Origin of the sequence: Nocardioides sp. (assembly GCF_029937575.1) — a bacterium.
GTDB lineage: Bacteria > Actinomycetota > Actinomycetes > Propionibacteriales > Nocardioidaceae > Nocardioides.
In genome coordinates this window covers 1-21,905 of the sequence record NZ_JAPYPS010000042.1, presented here as the reverse complement: position 1 = coordinate 21,905, position 21,905 = coordinate 1, and the positions used below count along the sequence as shown (strand labels likewise).

General features: G+C 66.2%; 22 protein-coding genes. 19 read left to right on the top strand and 3 right to left on the bottom strand.

Annotation, left to right across the window (positions count from 1 at the left end; all coding sequences use genetic code 11):
* Nucleotides 1-46: 46 nt before the first annotated feature.
* Complete coding sequence (locus tag Q1K33_RS14065; protein WP_300405014.1) at nt 47-904, top strand: hypothetical protein; 858 nt, start codon at nt 47-49, stop codon at nt 902-904.
* An 88-nt stretch (nt 905-992) separates the two neighbouring features.
* On the opposite strand, the gene Q1K33_RS14060 is transcribed toward Q1K33_RS14065, so the two are convergent.
* On the bottom strand, nt 993-1,367 hold the full coding sequence (locus tag Q1K33_RS14060) for a hypothetical protein (RefSeq protein WP_300405012.1): 375 nt from the start codon (nt 1,365-1,367) through the stop codon (nt 993-995).
* A 108-nt stretch (nt 1,368-1,475) separates the two neighbouring features.
* On the opposite strand from Q1K33_RS14060, the gene Q1K33_RS14055 reads away from it, so the two are divergent.
* From Q1K33_RS14055 to Q1K33_RS14000, 12 genes are all read left to right on the top strand, one after another.
* Nucleotides 1,476-2,213 carry a response regulator transcription factor gene (locus Q1K33_RS14055; protein WP_300405010.1) on the top strand — a complete coding sequence of 246 codons (738 nt, stop codon included), beginning with the start codon at nt 1,476-1,478 and terminating at the stop codon, nt 2,211-2,213.
* Complete coding sequence (locus Q1K33_RS14050; protein ID WP_300405007.1) at nt 2,210-3,499, top strand: HAMP domain-containing sensor histidine kinase; 1,290 nt, start codon at nt 2,210-2,212, stop codon at nt 3,497-3,499. Before Q1K33_RS14055 ends, Q1K33_RS14050 begins: the two co-directional genes overlap by 4 nt.
* 198 nt (nt 3,500-3,697) lie before the next feature.
* Nucleotides 3,698-4,432, top strand: coding sequence for an ABC transporter ATP-binding protein (locus Q1K33_RS14045; RefSeq protein WP_300405005.1), 735 nt, complete (start codon nt 3,698-3,700; stop codon nt 4,430-4,432).
* On the top strand, nt 4,429-5,343 hold the full coding sequence (locus Q1K33_RS14040) for an ABC transporter permease subunit (protein ID WP_300405003.1): 915 nt from the start codon (nt 4,429-4,431) through the stop codon (nt 5,341-5,343). Before Q1K33_RS14045 ends, Q1K33_RS14040 begins: the two co-directional genes overlap by 4 nt.
* On the top strand, nt 5,336-6,322 hold the full coding sequence (locus Q1K33_RS14035; RefSeq protein WP_300405001.1) for an ABC transporter permease subunit: 987 nt from the start codon (nt 5,336-5,338) through the stop codon (nt 6,320-6,322). The genes Q1K33_RS14040 and Q1K33_RS14035 overlap by 8 nt, the downstream gene beginning before the upstream one ends.
* A 184-nt stretch (nt 6,323-6,506) precedes the next feature.
* Nucleotides 6,507-6,935 carry a hypothetical protein gene (locus Q1K33_RS14030; RefSeq protein ID WP_300405000.1) on the top strand — a complete coding sequence of 143 codons (429 nt, stop codon included), beginning with the start codon at nt 6,507-6,509 and terminating at the stop codon, nt 6,933-6,935.
* A gap of 32 nt (nt 6,936-6,967) precedes the next feature.
* Nucleotides 6,968-7,645 carry a response regulator transcription factor gene (locus tag Q1K33_RS14025; RefSeq protein WP_300404997.1) on the top strand — a complete coding sequence of 226 codons (678 nt, stop codon included), beginning with the start codon at nt 6,968-6,970 and terminating at the stop codon, nt 7,643-7,645.
* A 64-nt stretch (nt 7,646-7,709) separates the two neighbouring features.
* On the top strand, nt 7,710-9,026 hold the full coding sequence (locus tag Q1K33_RS14020; protein ID WP_300404995.1) for an ATP-binding protein: 1,317 nt from the start codon (nt 7,710-7,712) through the stop codon (nt 9,024-9,026).
* Between the two features lie 16 nt (nt 9,027-9,042).
* Nucleotides 9,043-9,990 carry a metallophosphoesterase gene (locus Q1K33_RS14015; RefSeq protein ID WP_300405038.1) on the top strand — a complete coding sequence of 316 codons (948 nt, stop codon included), beginning with the start codon at nt 9,043-9,045 and terminating at the stop codon, nt 9,988-9,990.
* Between the two features lie 104 nt (nt 9,991-10,094).
* A complete protein-coding gene (locus tag Q1K33_RS14010) occupies nt 10,095-10,538 on the top strand; it encodes a hypothetical protein (protein ID WP_300404993.1) in 444 nt (147 codons plus the stop codon).
* A gap of 120 nt (nt 10,539-10,658) precedes the next feature.
* Nucleotides 10,659-11,336: a response regulator transcription factor gene (locus Q1K33_RS14005; protein ID WP_300404991.1), complete on the top strand. Its 678-nt coding sequence runs from the start codon at nt 10,659-10,661 to the stop codon at nt 11,334-11,336.
* The gene (locus Q1K33_RS14000; protein WP_300404989.1) at nt 11,326-12,693 is read left to right on the top strand and encodes an ATP-binding protein; all 1,368 of its coding nucleotides are present in this window, start codon (nt 11,326-11,328) and stop codon (nt 12,691-12,693) included. The genes Q1K33_RS14005 and Q1K33_RS14000 overlap by 11 nt, the downstream gene beginning before the upstream one ends.
* A 16-nt stretch (nt 12,694-12,709) precedes the next feature.
* Here the strand turns inward: Q1K33_RS14000 and Q1K33_RS13995 are convergent, their stop codons facing one another.
* Nucleotides 12,710-12,907, bottom strand: a complete 198-nt coding sequence (locus Q1K33_RS13995; protein ID WP_300404987.1) for a hypothetical protein — start codon at nt 12,905-12,907, stop codon at nt 12,710-12,712.
* A 298-nt stretch (nt 12,908-13,205) separates the two neighbouring features.
* On the opposite strand from Q1K33_RS13995, the gene Q1K33_RS13990 reads away from it, so the two are divergent.
* The 4 genes from Q1K33_RS13990 (at nt 13,206) to Q1K33_RS13975 (ending at nt 19,150) form a co-directional block, all read left to right on the top strand.
* Nucleotides 13,206-15,101: a glycosyltransferase family 39 protein gene (locus Q1K33_RS13990; protein ID WP_300404985.1), complete on the top strand. Its 1,896-nt coding sequence runs from the start codon at nt 13,206-13,208 to the stop codon at nt 15,099-15,101.
* Nucleotides 15,102-15,615: 514 nt separating this feature from the next.
* Nucleotides 15,616-16,734 (top strand): CHAP domain-containing protein, encoded by a 1,119-nt coding sequence (locus Q1K33_RS13985; RefSeq protein ID WP_300404983.1) that lies wholly within the window; start codon nt 15,616-15,618, stop codon nt 16,732-16,734.
* A gap of 713 nt (nt 16,735-17,447) precedes the next feature.
* A complete protein-coding gene (locus tag Q1K33_RS13980; RefSeq protein ID WP_300404981.1) occupies nt 17,448-17,684 on the top strand; it encodes an SHOCT domain-containing protein in 237 nt (78 codons plus the stop codon).
* Complete coding sequence (locus tag Q1K33_RS13975) at nt 17,684-19,150, top strand: multicopper oxidase family protein (RefSeq protein ID WP_300404979.1); 1,467 nt, start codon at nt 17,684-17,686, stop codon at nt 19,148-19,150. The genes Q1K33_RS13980 and Q1K33_RS13975 overlap by 1 nt, the downstream gene beginning before the upstream one ends.
* A gap of 111 nt (nt 19,151-19,261) precedes the next feature.
* On the opposite strand, the gene Q1K33_RS13970 is transcribed toward Q1K33_RS13975, so the two are convergent.
* Complete coding sequence (locus tag Q1K33_RS13970) at nt 19,262-20,563, bottom strand: APC family permease (protein ID WP_300404977.1); 1,302 nt, start codon at nt 20,561-20,563, stop codon at nt 19,262-19,264.
* A gap of 82 nt (nt 20,564-20,645) precedes the next feature.
* Here Q1K33_RS13970 and Q1K33_RS13965 point away from each other — a divergent pair, with 82 nt between their 5' ends.
* Together Q1K33_RS13965 and Q1K33_RS13960 are read left to right on the top strand one after the other, a co-directional pair.
* Complete coding sequence (locus tag Q1K33_RS13965; RefSeq protein ID WP_300404975.1) at nt 20,646-21,536, top strand: potassium channel family protein; 891 nt, start codon at nt 20,646-20,648, stop codon at nt 21,534-21,536.
* A gap of 76 nt (nt 21,537-21,612) precedes the next feature.
* Nucleotides 21,613-21,905, top strand: a 293-nt coding sequence (locus tag Q1K33_RS13960) for a hypothetical protein (protein ID WP_300404973.1), incomplete at its 3' end; no start/stop codon positions are given.

The window sequence follows — 21,905 nt, the reverse complement described above, 5'->3', positions numbered from 1 at the left end:
AAGCTAGTCAGGTGGCTGGCAGGCGGCGGACGGCACTCTCCTCCACATGACCACAAAGAACCCGACGCCCGCCATGAGCCCGGCGTCCAAGTCCCCCGTCAACGAAGGAGCTCGCCGCTCCGCAAGCGCCATGCTGAACAAGGTGCCCGAGGTCTTCCTCCTGTTCTGGGTGGTGAAGATCTTCTCGACCACGGTCGGCGAGACTGCCGCCGACTTCCTGGCCTCGAACGTCGGCCTGGGACTCACCGGGACCTCGCTGATCATGGCCGGCCTCACGGCGGTCGCCTTGGCCTTCCAGTTCCGTGCTCGACGCTACGTGCCGGCGATCTACTGGGCCTGCGTGGTGCTGATCAGCATCATGGGCACCTTGATCACCGACAACCTGGTGGACAACTTCGGCGTCAGCCTGTGGACCACCACGTTCGCCTTCAGCGCGGCCTTGGCCGCCACCTTCGCCGCTTGGTTCCGCAGCGAGCGGACGCTGTCCATCCACACCATCCTCACCAGCCGTCGTGAGGGCTTCTACTGGTCGGCCATCCTGCTCACCTTCGCCCTCGGCACCTCGGCCGGCGACCTGTTCGGCGAGAAGCTCGCGCTGGGCTACCTGCCCTCGGCGGGACTGTTCGGCCTGCTCATCGCCCTCGTCACCCTGGCCCACCTCAAGGGCGGCCTCAACGCCGTCCTCGCCTTCTGGACCGCCTACATCCTCACTCGCCCGTTCGGTGCTTCGGTGGGCGACTACCTCACCCAAGCCCCCGCCGATGGCGGCCTCGGTCTGGGCGCCAACGCCACCAGCGGCCTGTTCCTGGTCGTGATCGTTGCGGCAGTCGCGTGGTTCACCTCGCAGCAGCGTAAGGCTGACGCGCTGCAGACGTCCGCGGCTACCGAGGTCGTCACGGCCTGAGCTGGAGCAGAGCAACGGCCCCTCGTCCTCCGCGGAGGACGAGGGGCCGTTGGCCTTGGGACCGGCTCAGGCTCCGATCACTGCCGCACTACTTTGCCGACTCACCGCTCTCGTCGGCGTCCTGGTGGCCGGGCTCGTTGGGGTTGGCGTCGGGACCGTCGTCGGCTTCACCCGACTCCGCGGCCTCGGTGCCCTCCGAGGACTCGGCCTCGCCGCTCTCGTCGGCGTCCTGGTGGCCGGGCTCGTTGGGGTTGGCGTCCGGACCCACGTCAGGGCCGTCATCGGACTCGGCGGCCTCGGTGCCCTCCGGCCCTTCGCCCTTCTGGGTGTCGGTCTGCACCACGCTGGTGTCGGACCCCTGGGTGGATGGGGCTGCCTGGGCGGTCATCACACCGCCGATACCGAACCCGGCGATGACGGCGCCAGCGCCGATCACAGCGACATTGCGTTTGATGTTGCGCATCTGCTTCTCCCTTCATCGACCGCCTGGTGCGGTCTGGTTGCACCAGAGTTGCAACAGGGCGCTGTGAAGAGGCTGAGATCACCTGAGGGCCCCATAAGAAGGATCGACATGCTCGATGCCGCCGGCGAGTCCTACGGTGGGGCCACTACGAGAACGGACTTACCCATGAATGCCAAACAAGTGCTGCTCGTCGAGGACGACGAACGCATCGGCTCCTCGCTCGTCCGAGCGCTCACCGGGAACGACTTCGATGTGCGCTGGGAGCGAACCGGCCACGAGGCCGCGGCCACCGCGATCAGCTGGGAGCCGGACCTGATCCTGCTCGACCTCGGACTCCCTGACATGGATGGCTTGGACGTCTGCCGCAGGATCCACGCTGCCAACCCGTTGCTCGAAGTGATCATGCTGACGGCGCGCGACGAGGAGCTCGACATCGTGGTGGGGTTGGATGCCGGTGCTGTCGACTACATCACGAAGCCCTTCAAGTTGGCTGAGCTGCTGGCGCGGGTTCGCGCCCAGCTCCGGCGTCAGGGGAGTCGCGACCCCGGGGTCCTCGATGCTGGCTCGCTTCGCCTCGAAGTCCCGTCGCGCCGCGTGTGGCTCCATGGGGAGGAGCTCAGCATGCGTGCCAAGGAGTTCGATCTGCTGGCTCGGTTGATGCTGAGCCTTGGCGAAGTGGTCACGCGCGAGGCGCTGATGAGTGAGGTCTGGGACGAGAATTGGTTCGGATCGACTAAGACGCTGGACTTCCACATCGCCGCCCTGCGCCGCAAGCTCGACGGCTCGGACGACGAGAGCCGGATCACGACGGTGCGCGGCGTTGGGTATCGCTTGGAACGCGGATGAGGTCGCGCATCCTGACCGCGATCCTCTCGGTCTCCGCGCTGGCGGTGCTTCTCTTCGGTGTGCCGCTGGCGATCGTGGTGGACCAGGTGATCGGCGAGGACGCGGCGCTGCGCGTCGAACGCGCAGCGGTCTTGGCTTCCCGTGTGGTGCCGGGCGACTTTGCCACCGGAGATGATCCGGTGGAGCTGCCACCGGACCAGGACGGTATCGCCGTTGGCCTCTACGACCGCGGCGGCAACTTGGTGACCGGGACCGGACCCGCCAGGGCTGACGACGCCACCCGGCAGGCCCTGCTCAATCGCGTTATCGAGACCGAGAGCCAGGGCTTTCGCGTGGTCACGGTCCCCGTCGCCGCGGACGAGCAGGTGGTTGGCGTGATCCGGGCCCAGCAGCCGACGGCCGACAGTGCAGCCCGCACCCGGCGCCTGGTGCTCGTGATCGCTGCGCTGGCTGTCCTGGTGCTCGCCATCGGAGCCGGGGTCGGTTTCGTCCTCGCCAACCGTCTGACACGTCCGGTGAGAAGACTGCGGGACGCCGCGGTCCACCTCGGCGACGGGGACTTCACGATCGCCGTGCCCGCGAGCAGGATTCCCGAGCTGGACCAGGCTGCTGTTGCCCTGACCGTCACGGCCGGCCGTCTGGACGCGCTGGTGACTCGGGAGCGATCGTTCAGCAGCGATGCCTCCCACCAGTTGCGCACCCCCTTGACCGGGCTCCGAGCCTCGATCGAGACCGAACTCGCCTTTCCTCGGTCCGATCGCACGGCCGTTCTCACCGACGCACTCGTCGACCTCGATCGCCTGGAGCGCACGATCACCGAGATCTTGAGTCTCTCCCGCAGTGCCGCAGCCACCACGTCGAGCTTCTCCTTGCCCATCGTCATGCGCGAGACGGAATCGGTATGGCGAGATCGGCTGCGTGCTGCCGGTCGTGCGCTCTCGATGGAGCTGGGTGCCGAGGCGCCTCCGGTGCTGGGCAACGCCGGGAGCCTGCGTCAGGCGCTCGACGTGTTGCTGGACAACGCGCTCGCCCACGGTCAGGGCAGGGTGACCGTGTCGGTCTCGGTCACCGCTGACTCCGTGACGGTCGCGGTCTCCGATGAAGGGACAGGCTTCATCGAGGACCCGACCGAGGAGCGAGGGTCGGCGACCCGGAGCCCGCTGGGTCACGGACTGGGGCTGCCCCTGGCTCAACGACTCCTGGAGTCGATCTCGGGACGTCTCGTGATCCGGCGGTCCGGACCCCGCCCGGAGATCGCCTTGGTGCTCCAACGCGCCCACGTCTGAGGCCCAGGACAGGCTCGAGGACCTAGGATCCGGGTCGCCAGCGCGAGTGCCGGACCAGTTCGGACCATTTCTGGGCCATTTCTGGCACACCGCTCACCTTCTGCACGCCTGGCACTGGCGCGCGACTTCGTAGCGTCGTCACATCGGACCAAGTGGGCCGAGCGCGGACTCTGCGCAGCAGACGCCAGGAGGCGACAGATGCCTGATCCAGCCATCGAGGTCAAGGGCCTCAACCACGTCTATGACGACAAGCCGGTGCTCGACGACCTGACGTTCACCGTGGAGCACGGCGAGATCTTCGGGTTCCTCGGGCACAACGGGGCAGGCAAGACGACGACCGTCAACATCCTCACCACGCTGCTGCGCCCCACGTCGGGTGTCGCCCGCGTCTGCGGCCACGACGCGGTCACCGATCGTGACGAGGTCACCCGGCGCATCGGCTACCTGCCGTCGGAGGTCCGGATGTACGGGCACCTGACCGCGCAGGAAAATCTCGAGTTCTTCGCGCGGCTCTCGGGTGTCCCGCACCCTGCTCAGGCTGCAGCGGAGACGCTCGCCTACCTGGGGGCCGAACACCTGGCACCACTGCGGGTCAGCACCTTCTCGACCGGGATGCGACAACGTCTCGGCATCGCGCAGGCGATCGTCCACCGTCCGGCCGTGCTGTTCCTCGACGAACCCACGTCCGGACTCGACCCCCAGGGTGTGCGTCAACTGCGGGAGACCATCCAACGTCTCAACGAAGACCTGGGGATGACGGTGTTCATGAACACCCACCTCCTCAGCGAGGTGGCTCGGCTGTGCACCACGATCGGAGTGCTGAGCCACGGGCAGTTGATCTACCAGGACTCCATGGCCGAGACCACGCGCCGCTTCCCGGATGAACGCTCACTCGAGGACATCTACGTGCGGGTCGAGGACGCGACGCCATGATCGTGACGCTGACGCACCACCAGCTGCGGTCGATTCGTCGACAGCGGACCTTCGTCATGTTTCTCGGCTCGTTCGTCCTCATCACAACGATGGCCGCGCTCCTGGGGTACTCCAGCTCACGAACGATCGTGCGCGTGTACGACGAGGCCACGAAGCTGCTCGCCGAGACCGGACAGCCGGCTCCACCCAACCCGTTCGACGTGACGCCAAGCTTGGCGCTGCTCTCGAACATGACGATCTATGTCCCCTTCATCGGGGCGATCCTCGCGGTGGTGCTCGGACATTCGACCGTGATCGACGACAAGGCGTCCGGCATCGGTCGGCTGATCTTCTCGCGTCCGCTGAGCCGGCGCACCTACCTGGCCAGCAAGGTGCTGGCCGTTGCCCTGGCACTGGCCGTGGTCATGGTCGTGAGCTGGGCGATCAGCACGGTCGCGGTGCTGCTGATCAACGGAGGCATCTCGCCCGGCGACGTGGGCCGACTGGTGACCTACTTCGCGCTGTCCTGGGCCTACTTGTTCGTGTTCGTCCTGTTGGGAATCGTGACTGTGCTCGTGACCCGGCAGCGGGCCACTGCGCTCCTCACTGCTCTGGGCGTATGGGTGGCGATCACGTTCGTGCTTCCCCAGGTCACCTCGGGGATTCGTCCGGTCGCTTCGTTGAATCCGCTCACCGCCCCGGCTCCCGCGGTCCAGTCGTTCTTCCAGATGACCTCGCACCTGCGCCCCCTGTCGCTGTCCGAGGAGTACAAGAGCGCGAGCGCCACCATCTTGCGCACCGGCGCTGCAGAGTCGCTGGGTCAGACCCTGACGCACACCGCTCCGGTGCTCGTCGCGGCAGTGGCCCTCGGTGCTCTCTGCCTCGGCTTGATCCACCGACACGACTACTCGAGGAGCGGTTCCGATGAGTGAGGCATCCGGCAAGATCTTCGCCCTGGCGAGACACGAGTACCGATCCGCAGTGCGAAGCCGGACCATGGCGGCCTTCGCCGTGATCCTGGTCAGCGCCACCCTGGTCTCCGTCTACGTCTCCTCCGTCGAGTACGCGGCACAGTTGGCCGACTACCAGACCTACCGTGCTGCCGCACTGGCCAACGGCCTCCCGCGAATTGCCCCCTCCCCGCTCGCTCCGCTCTCGCTGCTGCGCGGAGCCTTGGAGTACCTGGAAATCATCGGCGCCGTCATCGCCATCACCCTCGGCTACCTCAGCGTGGCGCGAGAGCGTTCGAACCGGACATTGGCCCTGATCCGTTCGCGCCCCGTGAGCATCAACGAGCAGACCGCAGGCCGGCTGATCGGCGCCGTGGGCGTGCTGTCCACGCTGGTCCTGGCCACTGTCGTCGTTGCTGTTGCCGGTGTCGGCGTGATCGGCCACGACTGGCTCAGCATCGGGCAGGTCTTCCGGGTCGTCCTCGTCGGCCTGGCGGCCGTCGTCTACCTGGGCATCTTCTACTGCCTCGGTGTGATCGCGACCACGCGCGCTTCGCTGGCCACCAACGGGCTGATCGTGGCTCTCGGCGTGTGGCTGGTGGTCGTCCTCGTCCTTCCGCAGATCGGCGACACCCTGGACGCCGACAACCAGGTGCCGGGTGGTCTCTTCGCTGCCCTCGGGCTCGGCCATGACGGTGAGGTCACCATCCTTCAGCACTTCGTGGGCTACGAGCGGACGCGCACGTGGATCGAGGATGCGTCACTCACCAAGCACTTCGAGCGTTTCGCCTTCGCCCTGACCGATGTGAAGGAGCGCTACCGAGTCCACGGCCTGGGGTGGCTCATCAACGAGACCAAGGCGGACCTGGCGTGGCTGCTGGCCTACGCGCTCGCCCTGGTCGCGGGTCTGCGCCACACCCTGCGCCGTCAATCCAGAACCGCGTCATCGACCACCACCTAGAGGAGCAACCATGACTACCCACCGATCCCACCTCCGCCCTGCCACCAGGAGTCGCCGACTGAGCGTCAGCCTGGCCGCCCTGGTCGTTGCCGCCGCAGGGCTGCTCAGCGCCTGCGGCGGGAGCAGTTCGACGGCCCCCAGTGCCTCTGCCAGCTCGAACGCCACCTCCGGCCAGGTGCTTCCGGTGACCTCGAATCCCATCAAGAACACGGCGACAGCCACACCGTTGGCCATCGATTCGGTCCTGGTCGAGAACAACGTCGATGCCTCCGGCAACCCCGCCGACGACCACCTCGAGGTCGCACTGAGCAACAGCGGGGCCAGCGACCTGGCGAACCTGGAGGTCTACTACACCTTCAGCGACCCGAAGACGGGGGACACTGAGAGCTACTACCTGGCGTTGCCCTCCGACTTCACGATTCCTGCCGGCGGACAACGCGTGGCCCACTTCGACAACACCGGGGCACCGGACCACTTTCCGGTCAACGAGTTCAGCCTCTACAGCACCGACACGAATGCGCTGGACGTCACCGTCATCGTGAGCGCCGAGGGCGCGGCCCCGCAGACCGCGACGGTGCAGAAGGACGCGGGCGGTGCGGAGACCGCTGACTGACCTGTCATTCTCGAACACGGGAAGGATGAATCATGCGCGTGCTGTTGATCGAGGACGAAGTCCGGCTCGCGGAGACCGTGCGCCGCGGCTTGGTGGCGGAGGGGATGCTGGTCGACGTCGCCCATGACGGCGACCAGGGCCTCTTCGCCGCCCAGACCCAGGGGTACGACGTCATCGTCCTCGACATCATGCTGCCCAAGCGCAACGGGTACGACGTGTGCCGGGACCTCCGGGCCTCGGAGATCTGGACACCCGTGCTCATCCTCACCGCCAAGGACGGGGAGTACGACGAGGTGGATGCGTTCGACCTCGGTGCCGATGACTACCTGACCAAACCGTTCTCGTTCGTGGTCCTCGTGGCCCGGCTGCGCTCACTCGTGCGCCGCGGCGCCCCGGAAGGGCCAACCCTGCTGGTAGCAGGCGACCTGAGCCTTGATCCAGCGACCCGTGAGGTGCTGCGAGCGGGGCAGGCGGTGTCCCTGACACCACGTGAGTTCGGACTCCTGCAGTATCTCCTGCGGCATCGGGGCGACGTGCTCTCCAAGACCGAGATCCTCGACAACGTGTGGGACCTGCACTACGACGGCGCCGACAACGTGGTGGAGGTCTACGTCGGCTATCTCCGGCGCAAGATCGACACGCCATTCGGGCGCAGCGCCATCGAGACGATCCGTGGCGCCGGCTACCGATTGGCAGGCGACGGTGGCTGAGCGGGCTCGCTTCCGGGGCTGGCGTGGAGGGGTTCGCTTCCGAGCAGCCGTGGCAGCGACCGCCGTGGTCGCGATCGTGCTCGGGGTCGCCGGTGTGGCCTTTGTGCTGCTGCAGCGGCAACAGCTCGACTCCACGCTGGAGGATGTTGCCCGGCAGCAGGCGGCGGATGTTGCCACGGCTGCGGCACGTGACGGTCGGGGGCTCACGCTCACGCCCGGCGGGGGAGACCAGGCACTCATCCAAGTCATCGATCTCGACGGAGACGTAGTCGCGGCAAGTCCCTCGGTGGAGGGCGAAGCGCCAGTGCTCGACCTGGAGGTCGCCCCCGACGAGGTCCGGGTCACCACGACCGCGGCCCTTCCCATCGGTGAGGGCGAACGGTTCGTCGTCGTCCTGCAGGGAGTCGACACCCCGGACGGGTCCTTCCACGTGCTGGCCGCCCAGAGTCTAGAGTCGGTGGACCGGGCAACGGAGGTGGTCAGCGGACTCCTCCTCCTCGGTTACCCGCTGGTGCTCCTGACCGTGGCACTGACCTCCTACTGGCTCACCGGAAAGTCGCTCGCCCCGGTGGAAGGGATCCGCCGACAGGTAGCGACTATCGAGAGTGCACGCGAGCTCTCGGCCAGGGTGCCGGTCCCTCGCGGCGATGACGAGATAGCGCGTCTGGCGACGACGATGAACGTCATGCTGGCGCGGCTCCAGGCCAATGCCGAGGCGCAACGGCAGTTCGTCGGCGACGCTTCGCACGAGCTGCGCAGTCCCTTGGCCACGATCCGCGTCGCCCACGAGGTGGCCACCCTGCATCCCGAGGCGATGGACTGGGCGATGACCAGTCGGGAGGTCCTCGCCGAGCTCGACCGTATCGACCTGTTGGTCGCCGACCTCCTCCTCCTGGCTCGTGCCGACGAGCACGGATTGCCGCTGAGGCTGGATGCCCTCGACGTGGCTGGACTCCTGGATGCCGAGGCCAGGCGACTCTCTCGAGTGGGAGGTATCGAGGTCGTCGCCACCACGACCGAGGCTGTGGCGTCGATCGACCGGCACCTCGTCGAGAGGGCGCTGCGAAACCTGACCGAGAACGCGGTGCGCCATGCCTACAGTCGGGTCGAGCTCGCGGTGAGCATCGACGCGGCCACGGTCGTGGTCGATGTGATCGACGATGGTCCAGGGGTGCCGGCGCATGATCGGGAGCGGATCTTCGATCGGTTTGTTCGCCTGGACGAGAGCAGGGCGCGCGACAGCGGCGGCACCGGGCTGGGGCTGCCGATCGCTCGACGGATCGCGGTGGCCCACCGCGGCGATCTGGTGCTGCTCGACACACCGTCAGGGGCGCACTTTCGACTGACCCTTCCCAGCGCTCCGGCGGCAGACCACCACTAGAACGCAGGAGTTGACGATGCGCAACACATCCAGAGGCGCCAGGCTCCTCGCCTTGGCAGGGGCCCTTCTCGTCTTCGGAACCGCCGCGTGCCAGGGCCCCACCCAGGTGGCCGAAGATGATGTCCGGGGCCCGTCCACCGGCCTCCCACCGGACACCGCCATCGAGGCTGACACCGTCAACGTGGTGACCGTCGGCGACATCGTGTGCGAGTCCGACATGGCCGTGACCGACACCGAGTGTCAGCAAAGTGCCACTGCGGACCTGGCCAGCTCACTGGAACCCGACGCTGTGGTGGCTCTCGGTGACCTGCAGTACGACGAGGGCCAGTTCGATGAGTTCCAACGCAGCTGGGCGCCCAGCTGGGGCCGCTTCGACGACATCATCGCCCCGGTGCCTGGCAACCATGAGTACGGCACTGAAGCCGCCGGTGGCTATCAACGCTACTTCGACACCGGGCCCTACTACGTTCGCGAGATCGGTGCGTGGCGGTTCTACCTGCTCGACTCGAACTGCGACCAGATCGACTGCGCGCAGGAAGCCACGTGGTTGGCCGACGACCTGGCAGCGAATCCGTCCGCATGCGCCGCCGTTGCGATGCATCATCCGCGGTGGTCGTCCTCGGCCGAGCACGGCTCGCAGGAGCAGGTCGACGGTCTCTGGGCTGCTGCCGTTGATGGTGGTGTCGACCTTTCGTTGGCCGGCCACGATCATGACTACGAGCGCTTCGCCCCCATCGATGCCGCAGGCAACGTCACCGGCACTGACCAAGGGACGACCCACTTCGTCGTGGGCACGGGAGGTCGTTCGCTGTACGAGATCGGTGACCCGCAGCCCGGGTCCGAGTTCGCGGCGGGTGACTCGTTCGGAGTCCTCGTCCTCACGTTGGGGCCGGAGTCGTTCGACTGGCGTTTCCTCGACGTTTCCGGCGAGGTGCTCGACAAGGGGCAACGGGCCTGCTCGTGATACAGCCCGACCGCGGGTGGCGTCGCAGGTGGTTCAGCATCGTTCAGGTCCCCGTCAGCAAGCCGGCATCACTCTGGGGGAGCCAACCATCCAGAAGGAGAAGCATGATGACGAAGAAGAAGAAGTTGTGGCTCGGCGCGGGCGCCCTCATCGGGGCCGCGGCGCTCACCATCGGGGGCGTTTCCACGGCCGTGGCCGGAGGTTCGGGAGACGAGAAGGGGGATGAGGACACGCCCTTGACGGGCACCACCCTGACCCAGGCCAGCGAGGCCGCCATCACGGCTGCCGGCGGCGGTGAGGTCATCGAGACCGAGGTCAGCGACGAGAGCGGCTACGCCTACGAAGTGAAGGTCAAGACTGCCGACGGTCAAGAGGTCGAGGTGCAGCTCGATGAGGCCTTCAGCGTCGTCAAGACCGAGACCGAGGCCGCCGAGTCCGACAACGAGGCCGACAACGAGTCGGGCACGGAGTCCGACAACGAGTCGGGCACGGAGTCCGACAACGAGGCCAACGATCCCGCCGAGACCGGTAGCGGCAGCCAAGGCTGACCATGACGTGACGTGCCCGGCGGCCTCAGGGTGCCGGGCACGCTCACGTCCCGTGGTTCCACTGCACGTCAGGGCTGGGTGCCCGACACTGGAGCGAGACGAAGGAAGGACGGAAAGCGCATGCGGGTTCTGGTCGTGGAGGACGAGCCACGCCTGGCCGAAGGGCTGCGCCGCGGGTTGGTGGCCGAAGGCTTTGCCGTCGACGTGGTCCATGACGGGGTGGACGGCCTGTGGATGGCCCGCGAGGAGAACTATGACGTCATCCTCCTCGACATCATGCTGCCGGGCATGAACGGCTACAAGGTCTGCCAAGCGCTCCGCGAGGACAAGATCTGGACACCGATCCTGATGCTCACCGCCAAGGACGGCACCTGGGACGAGATCGAGGCACTCGACACGGGCGCCGACGACTACGTGACCAAGCCCTTCTCCTTCCAGCTCCTGCTCGCGCGCGTACGCGCACTCCTACGTCGTGGAGCCACCGAGCGGCCGGTGGTCCTCCAAGCCGGCGACCTCTCGCTGGATCCGTCGTCGAAGAGTGTCTGCCGCGGCGGGCAGGACCTGGCGTTGACTGCCCGGGAGTTCACCGTGCTCGAGTACCTCATGCGAAACAAGGGCGCGGTGATGTCCAAGCGGGACATCCTGGACCACGTGTGGAACTACGACTTCGAGGGCGACCCCAACATCGTCGAGGTGTACGTCCGACGTCTGAGGACCAAGGTCGATCACCCGTTCGGACGTTGTGCGGTCGAGACCGTTCGAGGTTCGGGCTATCGGCTGGCGAGCCATGGTGGCTAGTCCGCGCACGGGGAAGCGGCGGCTCCTCCGTGTCGCGCCCCTGCGCCTGCGCATCACAGCGGTGGCCGTCGTGGTGGTGGGCCTCGCTCTCGCCGCGGGCTCAGGCCTGCTGGTCCAGCAGCTCCGAACGAGCTTGATCGACACCGCCGCGTCGAATGCCAAGCTCCGGGCCGGGTCGATCGCCACCGCGCTGGCGGGCAACCCGAACGTCGACAGCGCGGCGCTGTCGACGTTCGGTGATGATGACGAGGACGAGTTCATCCAGATCCTGCAGGGCGCGAGGGTCGTGGCCTCGACCGCGAACATGGCCGACGAACCGGTGTCACCGACCGGGGACAATGTGGACGTCCCGTTCGACAGTGACTCCTTCGTGGTCGCACGGGCTGACGTGACCACCTCGGACGGTCCGAGGACGGTGGTCGTGGGCGCCAGTCTCGAGGACGCGCGTGACGCGACCGGGTCCCTGATCGGGCTGCTCCTGATCGGGTTCCCGGCCATGGTCCTGGTGGTCGGAGCCGTGACCTGGTTCGTCGTCGGCAGGACCCTGGCCCCGGTCGACCGGATCCGGCGCGAGGCCGACGAGATCGGAGCAGCCCAGCTGCACCGACGCCTTCCCGAGCCCGCCCGCCACGACGAGATCGGCCGCCTCGCCGACACGATGAACCGGATGCTGGATCGTCTCGATCAGGGCCAGAAACAGCAGCGCCAGTTCGTCTCGGACGCCGCCCACGAGCTGCGCTCACCGATCGCCTCGATCAAGCAGAACGTCGAGGTGGCTGCGGCGTACCCGGACCAGCTCAGCGCGGCCGAGCTGGCGGAAACCGTCCTGGCGGAATCAGTGCGTCTCGAGCGACTGGTGAGCGCCTTACTGAGCCTGGCTCGGCTCGACGAGCGCGACGCCCCTCCGAGCGACGGTCCAGTCGATCTGGACGACATCGTCTTCGAGGAGGCGCAGCGACTCCGGCACACCACTCCGCTGCGCATCGACGTGACAGGGGTGTCCGCCGGCCGCGTCGCGGGCGACACCTCGCTGTTGACGCAGGCGATCCGCAACCTGGTCGACAACGCCCAGCGCCATGCGGCGACCACGATCGCCCTGACCCTTGCGGAAAGTGGCTCGACGGTGGTCCTGGACGTCGAGGACGACGGGCCAGGCATCCCCGCTCGTGACCGACTGCGCGTCTTCGAGCGATTCGTCCGCCTTGACGAGGCGCGTGCCCGCGATGACGGCGGAAGCGGCCTCGGGCTCGCCATCGTGGACACCATCGTCACGGCGTACGGCGGCACGGTTGTCGTGAGCGGCGGCCGTCTAGGTGGCGCACTGCTGCGGGTGCAGTTGCCTCGGTTCGTGGGCTGACTCCAGCGGGGCGTCCCTAAGCCGCGGTGAGGCTGGTGCCCCGGGCCAGGTAGTCGGTCAGGGCGCGCCGGCACACCGCCTCGACGGTGCGCATCAGGTGCTCGCTCGGAGACGCTTCACGTTGCAGCTGAGCGGTGACCCGCAGCACCAGGGCGCGCACCTCGACTGCTGGGACCGCTCCGGCGTACTCGGTGGCGAGCGACCTGCCCAGCATCCGCTGCTCCGACCAGGACGCCGGACTCGATGAGGCTCCGGTGACGCGCAATGGTGTCTGCGGCGCGGAGTCGGCTCCAGCCGGTGCCGGGGTCGAGACCAAGGTGGCCCCGATCAGGACGGCCGCGAGGGCTGCGCCCCGACTGCTGCGTAGCCAGCGTTGGAGTCGAGCCGAACGTGCGAGTGTCCGATGAGTACGTGGTGCGTCCATGCCGCAATGCTCCCGCGATGAACCTGTCGAGAACCTGACGACCACGGCGGTCAGGGAAAAGTCAGGTGAACACGGTCAGGATCGCCGCATGGTCGCTCTGGCAGTGCTTTCCACGTCCCCGGGCATCAGCGCCCCTCGGCGCCCCGCGAATGCGGCTTCGCATCGCGCGACCAATGGAGTGGGCCTCGGGGCGCTCCTCGGTGCCACGGCGCTGCTGTACCTGTGGCCGAGCAGTGCTTCGGGTTGGAGCAACGAGTACTACGCAGCGGCGGCGCAGGCCGGGGCCCAGTCGTGGAAGGCGTTCTTCTTCGGCTCCCTCGATGCCGGCAACGCGATCACGGTGGACAAGCCCCCGCTCGGGTTGTGGCCGATGGCGTTGTCGGCGCGCTTGTTGGGGCTCTCGCCGTTCAGCGTGCTGCTGCCGCAAGCCCTTGCCGGGGTGGCCACGGTGGCCCTGGTGGTGAGCGCCGTGCGTCACCTCACGGACTCTCCTCGCCTCGGGCTGCTCGCCGGGGGAATCTTCGCCCTCACCCCGGTCTCGGTGCTGGTCTTCCGCTACAACAACCCGGACGCGCTGCTGATCTTCCTTCTGGTGGCAGCAGCTGGCGCGACTACGCGGGCGCTGGACTCGGAGCGGGCCGGGGCTTGGATGGTGGGCGTCGGTGTCCTCGTCGGGCTGGGGTTCCTCACCAAGATGGGCGAGGCGTTGATGGTCGTGCCGGCTCTCAGCCTGACCTACCTGACCTTCTCGGCCGCGCCGCTCCTTCGGCGCGCGAAGCATCTCCTCGGCGCAGCAGCGGCGCTCGTGTTCTCTGCCGGCTGGTGGGTGGCGATCGTGATGATCTGGCCGGCTGCGTCGCGGCCGTGGATCGGTGGAACGACCACGAACTCGGTCATGGACCTGGCTTTCGGCTACAACGGAGTAGGAAGGATCTCCGGCGCTGACGCCGCAGCTGCGACGGGTGGCACTTGGCAGCTGAGTCGCGCGGGCAGCGTCTTCGGCCTGCCGTCGGCGACGGCATCGCTCTGGCTGCTTCCGGCAGCACTGCTGCTCTCCGTCGCAGCGCTGCGATTGACGAGGGGGGATCCGCAATCTCGTCGGCAGCGTGCTGGATTGGTGATGTGGCTCGGATGGGCCGCGACGATGCTGGTGGTGTTCGCGGTGATGACGGGGATCTTCCACTCGTACTACACCATCATGATCGCCCCCGCGACCGCTGTGCTGGCGGTCGTGGGCGGAGCGGTGGTCGTGCAACACCAGGGGCTGCCCACCGCGAAGACCATTCTTGTCTGGGCTGCGGCGCTGACAGGCGTGCTGGCCTTCGTGCTCCTGACGTTGACGCCAGGCTGGCTCCCGCTCCTACGTTGGGGCGTGCTCGGTGCAACGGTAGTGCTGGCAGTGCTCGCGTCTCGGATCACTATGACTCCGCAACAGCGATGGCACTGGGTCCTTGCCGCCGGGCTGGTTGCCGTGATTTCGCCGACCGCGTACTCGGTCGCCACCGTGGCCGCGCAGCACGCCGGCGACTCACCAGTGGTCGGTCCGCGGCACTCCAACTCCCCAGGTGAGGTGGTCCCCGCGTCCGACCCGGGATTCTCGCCATCTTGGCTGCTGACCAGGCTCGAGGAGCAACCGGCGGTGGTCGTGGACGCCATGTCGCTCCAGGTCGCGGGGTTGCTTCGCAGCGGAGCCGACGGCTATCGCTGGGCGGCTGCCACAGGTGGGTCTCGGGCGGCTGCCGACCTCGAGCTGTCCAGCGGAGCGCCGGTGATAGCGATCGGTGGCTACAAGGGGACCGATCCTGCTCCGAGCCTGTCCGGGTTCGTGTCGCTGGTCGCGGCGGGCGAGGTTCACTACTTCCTGGACGGCTGGACAGCCGGTCCATCATTGTCCAAGATCCAGGACTGGGTGGCCGCCCACTACCAACACGAGACCGTCGACGGGATCGCCGTCTATGACCTGACGTCGCCAATCGGGATGTGAGGGTTTGGTGACTCCTCGATCGAGAAGTGAACAGGTCGATTCCTGCTGGAAATCCCTTCGACTGCCTGTGGTGGGAGCCGCAGGAAGGCCGCACGGCCATTGTGGTCACGTATCCCCACAGGGGGTATCCGGTAGGGCAGGCCAAGAATCTTGGCGCAGGAAGCCGATCGGATTCGAATTCCGACTGATCTGCGATTGCATCAGAGAGGCCTCAAGTGCCATTCGGCTATCAATCTGTTGTTCCATGAAGCCCTGGATCGGGCTCGGCAGCACTGGCCCCGGAGTCGCGGTCTACCAGAGTTGGATTGTGTCGCTCGTCGTGGTGATCGGGTTGGTTGGGCTGGCGTGGTCGACGCTACGTCCCACTCGCCCCGCAACGCGTGCAGAGGTGCCAACGCGGGTTGGCGGCTGACCAGCAGAGCGGACGCCGCGGTCAAGGCGACACGCCGGTAACGCAAGGGAAAGTTGAGGTTTCTGTTGATCCCTGTGGCTACTATCGTGCATAGTGCCCATCGTGCCTTCCCTCATCTCGACCTGGACCCGCAATTCTGCTGGGGCCCGCAACGTCGTGGCCCTGTTGATCCTCTGCGTCGCTTCTGCGCTGCTCTCGGCGGTCCCTTCGTCTGCCGCCGCATCGAACTCGCTGTGCAGCGGGTACGACGATTGCACTAAGAGGGGTTACGCCGACGGCGGGTACCAGGTGAACGATCGCGAATCGTTCTGGGGCATGTACCCCGGTCGCAACTGCACGAACTACGTGGCGTACCGGCTCGTGGAGGGCGGGCTATCCAACCGCCGACCGTGGTCGAGCACTGGCATGGCCTACAACTGGGGCCGAGCCAACCACTCCGCGATGAGTCAAACTCCCACGGCTGGCGCGGTGGCGTGGTGGGACCGAGGCGTTGGTGGCGCAAGTTCCGCAGGCCACCTGGCCTATGTCGAAGAGGTTGTCTCTTCCACGGAGATAGTCGTATCGGAATCGAATTGGGCAAGCGACTTTTCCTGGCGGCGACTCACCAAGAGCGGCACGGGATGGCCATCGGGGTTCCTTCGATTCGAAGATGCAGGCCCCACGTTGCGTGCCACCGCGCCCCCAACGATCAGCGGAGCATTCCGCATTGGAGAACCGCATCTTGCGAGTAGCGGAACCTGGAGTGAGCAACCCCGCAAGGTCACCTATCAGTGGTTCAGTGATGGGCGGCGGATTCCTGACGCCAATGACGCGGCCTTCACGCCGCAGCTTCGTCAGCTAGGAACCCAACTCACAGTAGAGGTACACGCTGTAACACCTGATGGACGCACAGCTGTCACGGAATCGCCTTCGACGTCGCCGCTCGCCAAAGGCACGTTCGCGAAGGAGGGTTCTACGTCGATCAACGGCATCGTTGAGCCCAACGAGGTGCTTACGGTTGCTCCGGCGTCGGTCCAGCCGCTGGCGGATCGAACACGCACGCGATGGCTGGTTGATGGGAAGCGCTACCTAGTCGGGCCATCGTTGGAACTCGACGAGACGCTTACTGGGCACAGCGTTTCTGTCGTGACGGTGGCACGCTCGCCCGGCTACGAGCGTCTACGGTCCGCCTCCCCTGCGGTGCGCATCGGGGGAGGCCCATCACATTCGCGCCTTCGTTGAAACCGACTTCCGATCTGCGCGGCCTTGCCCCCGGTTCTCGGCGCACTGAGTCGCCCAAAGTTTCTTGCAGTCTCTACAGAACCCAGGGCGATTCATTGTGGTCATGGGGGCGCGGCGCTCGCATCGTGCGTGCCGGCTACGGGGTAGCGCATCGCTGGTGATGTTGCAGTGGTCCGCGCTGTCGATAGCCCCAAGCGTGTCGTGTTTGCACCGGCGGTACTGGCGGTGGTGGTCCTTGAGATCAGGCAGCAGGGCCGCACAGAACTGCTCATGGCTGGCACTGGACTCTGACTCCCATACCTCTTGAAGTGGGGGTGCTCTGTCGGGGCGACGGTGCGCACAATCAACTTGCCATGGCGCCGTCGCATATCCCCCTAGGGGGTTCCTGATAGGCTAGTTGGGACTGAAGAGGGCGAGATGCGAAGGCAATCGGATTCGAATCTCGACTGACCTGGAAGCGCCTCGGGGAGGACTCAAGTGCTCATACGCCATGAATCTGTTATTTCCATCGAGCCTTGGATCGGGCTCGGGAGCGCAGGCCCCGGGATCGCGGGCTACAAGAGTTGGATTGTGGCGTTCGTCGTGGTGATCGGGTTCGCTGCGCTGGCGTGGTGGACGCTCCGTCCCACTCGCCGCGCAACGCGTGCAGAGGTGCGCCGCGCGCGCCCGGGAGAAAGAGGTGCGAACGCGGGTTCCGACGACAGGAGTCAGCCATGACGTCAGGTGGCGCAACGATGGGGCTCTTTGGACTCCTTGCGATGCTCGGCGTGGTGTTGCTCGCAGTCGTGGTGGTCAGGATGGCCATCGGTGGAGTGAAGCGATCCGGTGAGGGTGCGGCAGCGGGTGGTGCCGAATCGGCGATGCAGACCCTGCAGGAGCGCTATGCCCGTGGCGATCTGAGTACTGAGGAGTACCAGGAACGCAAACGTGCCTTGGGTGAGGGCGGTTGATGGAACCCATCGATCGACGCACGGCCCTGATGTTGGGTGGCGCGGGGCTGCTGAGTACGACGGTTGGCGGGGTCGGTCTGTGGCGGACCTACAACTCTTTGCCATTGGACGTTGTGAGCCACCAGGCATTTCGCGAGCCGGAGCAACTGCGGAGTCGAGACGGGCTTCTGGAAGTGCGTCTCGAGGCGGCGTCCGGGTCCCACGTTGTCGCGGGGCGCAAGGTCACAACGCTGGCCTACAACGGTGGTCTCCCCGGCCCTACGCTGCGTGTCAAGCCCGGAGACACGGTCAGGATCTTGTTGGTCAACAACCTCGACCAGCCCACGAACCTGCACGTGCACGGACTTCACGTGTCCCCGGAGGGCAACGGGGACAATGTGTTCCTCCGTGTTGATCCCGGGCAATCATTCGCCTACGAGCACATCCTCCGCGACGACCATCCGCCGGGCGTCTATTGGTATCACCCGCACCTACACGGCAGTGTCGCCGACCAAGTATTCGGTGGTCTCTACGGAGCCATCGTTGTCGAGGACGACGTCATCCCTGAAGCCCGGGATCGGGTCATGGTCATTTCTGATATCAGCCTTGATTCGAGCGGACGTGTCCGTGCCCCGTCGAGCATGCAGATGATGATGGGCCGCGAGGGCGACATCCTTCTGGTCAACGGCCAGGTCGCCCCCGTCCTCCAGGCAACGACGGGAGAGCGCGAGCGGTGGCGGGTGGTAAACGCCTGCACATCGCGATACTTATCTTTGATTCTCGAGAATCAGCAGCCCGAGCTTCTGGGACTCGATCTCGGACCCCTCGCCTCGCCTGCCTCCGAGGGCCGCTTCCTGCTTGCGCCAGGAAATCGGGCGGAAGTGATTGTGACCTTGCAGGAAGGTCGCGGAGTTCTCCGCGCTGAGCCCTTCGATCGCGGGGGGATGGGCAACATGATGGGTGGTGGCCTCAACACGTCCATCCCTCAAGGCGGAGAAGTGGCGTCAATCGAAGTCTCCGGCCCAGCCCAGAACCGCCCAGCGGCCGACATGCCGCCCCCACTAGAGCCCCGCGACCTGCGCGGCCTGCCGGTTGCGGGGACTCGGACGCTTTCGTTCGAGATGGACATGGCCGCAGGCATGATGAGTAGTGATGGCGCGGGCATGGGGTTCACTTTCGATGGTGCCGCGTTCGATCCCAAGCGCGTTGATCAGAATGTGTCGGTCGGCGCCCTTGAGGAGTGGACGATCCGCAACGACAGCACTCTCGATCATCCCTTCCACCTTCACGTCTGGCCGATGCAAGTCATTGCCCAGGGTGGCGAGCCGGAAACGTCTCCGCAATGGCGGGACGTGGTCAACGTGCCGGCGCGCAGCGAGGTGACAGTGCGGATTGCCTTCGAAGACTTCGCCGGAACCACCGTCTACCACTGTCACATCCTTGACCATGAGGACCGCGGCATGATGGGAACCGTCCGCGTGACATAGGTATTCGACGGTGCTGCCCATGGGCTGCCCTACCCGTGCTCGCGCCGCTGAACACTTCGTAGGCGGGGGAGCGGACGTCAACGGCCGGGTCACCGCGGCGTCACAGGCGAATCAGGCGTCCTGATCTGCAACGCTGGTTCGACTCGCAACGATCACCTGGCTGATTGCTATGAGGGCTGCGACGCCGAGGGAGATGGCGAGGGTGAGGATGTCGTCGCGTGCCTTGATGGTGGTGAAGGCGCCGAGCACGATGGCGTCGAGTGCGATGGCGATGGCTGGGACGACGATGTTGGCGTTGATGTCGGTGCGCAGGTGTCGGATGACTCCCCAGTGGATGGCGATGTCCATCGCGAGGTAGAGGATCGCGCCCATGGAGGCGATCTGGCTGAGGTCTAGGAAGGCTGCGAGCACGATGGCCAGGCCGGCGGTGATCACGAGTGACTGGTGATGGACGCGCGTGGGCAGGCCGGGGGCCTGTCCCATGTCGCGGAGCATGTCGTAGAGCCTGGAGACGGAGTAGATGCTGGCCAGGAGTCCGGAGAACGTCGCGACCATCGCGAGAGCGATCGTCAGCCCGACTCCCCACGAGCCGAAGAGAGGCTCGGCCGCGGCTGCCAAGGCGTAGTCGCGGGCTTTGACGATCTCATCGACGCTGAGGCTGCCGGCCACCGAGACGGTGAGCAGGAGGTAGAGCACGGCGCACAGGAGGATGGAGATCATGATCGAGCGTCCGACGTTCTTCTTCGGGTTCGCGATGTCGCCACCTTGGTTGGTGATGGTCGTGAAGCCCTTGTAGGCGAGGATGCACAAGGTGGTGCCGGCGAGGAAGCCGAGGATGCCTTGGTCGCTGCTTCCGCTCTTGTCGCTGGCGAAGTCGAACATCGAGGAAGGACCGGCCGCGATGATCCCGCCGATGGCGAGCGTCGCTATCCCTACGATCTTCAACCCAGCAGTCACGGTGGCCGATCGTTCGACCCATTCGGTGCCGACGAGGTTCACCAGTGCTGCGACGACGATGATCACCACGCCCAGCATGGGCACGAGCAAGGTTGATTCTTCGAGTCCAAACGGGCGCAGGCTGTAGGTGCCGAAGGTGCGGGCGAGCAAGCTTTGCGCCACCACCATCGACACGTACATGAACAGCGAGAAGGTGCCGGCGATGATGCCGGGACCGTAGGCCGCCTTGAGCAGCATGGCGATGCCACCAGAGGACGGGTTGGTGTCGGAGTACTTGACGTAGGAGTAGGCGCTGAACCCCACCACTACGGCGCCGGCGAGGAACGCGAGCGGCATCAGGGTGCCGGCCAGCTCGCTGACCTGGCCCACCAACGCGAAGATGCCTGCACCGATCATGACGCCCGTACCGAGCGAGACCGATCCGGCCAGGGACAGCTTGTCGTCATCAGAAGCCATGAAACAAATCTAGTCAAGAGGTTTGGCTCCACCTGAGGGTGATGCGCTTCGTTGCCTCCGGCGAGCGCGCTAGTTTCAATGAATGATCTGGCTCCTGACGATCTCCGGCGCCCTGCTGATCGTGGTGGCGCTGCGCGACATCTTCCACACGCTGTGGCATCCCGGAGGCTTTGGCATTCTCACCCGGACGGTGTTTGCGCTGACTTGGAGGGCGAGCAAGGTCCGACGGGGCGGAGCGCGCCCGTCGGTGATCGCCGGGCCACTGGGGATCTTGTTGACATTGGGGATGTGGACGTCGCTGGTGGTCATCGGCTTTGCGCTGATCTACCTGCCGCGTCTGGCAGACGATTTCAACTTCAGCTCGTCGTTGCAACCGGGGCAGTCATCTAACCTGAGCTTTGCGCTGTACGTCTCCTTCGTGGCGGTGACGACCTTGGGGCTCGGTGACGTCACACCCGCCACACCGGAACTGCGTCTGGTGGTACCCGTGGAGGCGCTGTTGGGTTTCCTGCTCCTGACAGCCGGGATATCTTGGATCTTGCAGTTGTATCCAGCTCTGAATCGTCGTCGAGCGCTGGCTCGGCGGTTGTCGAGCATGCGCCGTCAACAAGTCGACCAGATCGTCGAGACGGGTCAGGCGTGCGTGGCGGCCCAGCAGCTCGAGGCTGTGCGTGACGAGCTCGCTACCGTGGAAATGGACCTGCGCCAGTACGCAGAGTCGTACTACTTCCGGGAGGATCGAGCCGACATCTCCCTAGCCGCGACCCTGCCTTACGTAGAGCAACTGGTTGATGCGGGGAAACGCTCGGCGTCGCCCGATGTTCAGGTGGCCGCTGCCGCGCTCGGCGACGGACTGGACGAAATCTTGCAGCTGCTTCGCGACCAATACCTCCCGAAGGCGCGGGGCTCGGAATCCACGTTCGCCGCGCTCATTGATGATCACCGACAATCGCAGGCTCGGGCAGACGACTAGCTCAATGCCCGGGCACAGGTGGTAAGGGGTCCCTGCGGGTGTGGGCTGATGGCGTCGCGGGGGCTAGTACGGAGCCATGCTGACCTTGGCGGTGATCGTCGTTGTCTCCGCTGCGCTGGTTGCCGGGGCCTGGGGGATCTATGGCCACCTCCCACCGCGACTGGAGGGAATGATCGTCGCGCTTGGAGGCGGAGCGCTCATCGTGTCGGTCGTGCTCGAGCTGGTCGATCCAGCAACCAAGGTGGCCCCGCTGTGGGCTGTCGTCGCCTTCGTGCTTGTCGGTGCCGGCGCCTTCGTCATGCTCGACGTGGCCGTGAATCGACGGCTGGGTTCCACCAGCGGCGGGGGGGGGGGGGGGGGGGGGGGGGG

What these genes read in the sequence shown, in the direction of transcription:
- Q1K33_RS14065 (WP_300405014.1), top strand. Translation starts at nt 47, where the DNA reads ATGACCACAAAGAACCCGACGCCCGCCATGAGCCCGGCGTCCAAGTCC.
- Q1K33_RS14060 (WP_300405012.1), bottom strand. Translation starts at nt 1,367, where the DNA reads ATGCGCAACATCAAACGCAATGTCGCTGTGATCGGCGCTGGCGCCGTC.
- Q1K33_RS14055 (WP_300405010.1), top strand. Translation starts at nt 1,476, where the DNA reads ATGCTCGATGCCGCCGGCGAGTCCTACGGTGGGGCCACTACGAGAACG.
- Q1K33_RS14050 (WP_300405007.1), top strand. Translation starts at nt 2,210, where the DNA reads ATGAGGTCGCGCATCCTGACCGCGATCCTCTCGGTCTCCGCGCTGGCG.
- Q1K33_RS14045 (WP_300405005.1), top strand. Translation starts at nt 3,698, where the DNA reads ATGCCTGATCCAGCCATCGAGGTCAAGGGCCTCAACCACGTCTATGAC.
- Q1K33_RS14040 (WP_300405003.1), top strand. Translation starts at nt 4,429, where the DNA reads ATGATCGTGACGCTGACGCACCACCAGCTGCGGTCGATTCGTCGACAG.
- Q1K33_RS14035 (WP_300405001.1), top strand. Translation starts at nt 5,336, where the DNA reads ATGAGTGAGGCATCCGGCAAGATCTTCGCCCTGGCGAGACACGAGTAC.
- Q1K33_RS14025 (WP_300404997.1), top strand. Translation starts at nt 6,968, where the DNA reads ATGCGCGTGCTGTTGATCGAGGACGAAGTCCGGCTCGCGGAGACCGTG.
- Q1K33_RS14015 (WP_300405038.1), top strand. Translation starts at nt 9,043, where the DNA reads ATGCGCAACACATCCAGAGGCGCCAGGCTCCTCGCCTTGGCAGGGGCC.
- Q1K33_RS14010 (WP_300404993.1), top strand. Translation starts at nt 10,095, where the DNA reads ATGATGACGAAGAAGAAGAAGTTGTGGCTCGGCGCGGGCGCCCTCATC.
- Q1K33_RS14005 (WP_300404991.1), top strand. Translation starts at nt 10,659, where the DNA reads ATGCGGGTTCTGGTCGTGGAGGACGAGCCACGCCTGGCCGAAGGGCTG.
- Q1K33_RS14000 (WP_300404989.1), top strand. Translation starts at nt 11,326, where the DNA reads ATGGTGGCTAGTCCGCGCACGGGGAAGCGGCGGCTCCTCCGTGTCGCG.
- Q1K33_RS13995 (WP_300404987.1), bottom strand. Translation starts at nt 12,907, where the DNA reads ATGCTGGGCAGGTCGCTCGCCACCGAGTACGCCGGAGCGGTCCCAGCA.
- Q1K33_RS13990 (WP_300404985.1), top strand. Translation starts at nt 13,206, where the DNA reads ATGGTCGCTCTGGCAGTGCTTTCCACGTCCCCGGGCATCAGCGCCCCT.
- Q1K33_RS13980 (WP_300404981.1), top strand. Translation starts at nt 17,448, where the DNA reads ATGACGTCAGGTGGCGCAACGATGGGGCTCTTTGGACTCCTTGCGATG.
- Q1K33_RS13975 (WP_300404979.1), top strand. Translation starts at nt 17,684, where the DNA reads ATGGAACCCATCGATCGACGCACGGCCCTGATGTTGGGTGGCGCGGGG.
- Q1K33_RS13970 (WP_300404977.1), bottom strand. Translation starts at nt 20,563, where the DNA reads ATGGCTTCTGATGACGACAAGCTGTCCCTGGCCGGATCGGTCTCGCTC.
- Q1K33_RS13965 (WP_300404975.1), top strand. Translation starts at nt 20,646, where the DNA reads ATGATCTGGCTCCTGACGATCTCCGGCGCCCTGCTGATCGTGGTGGCG.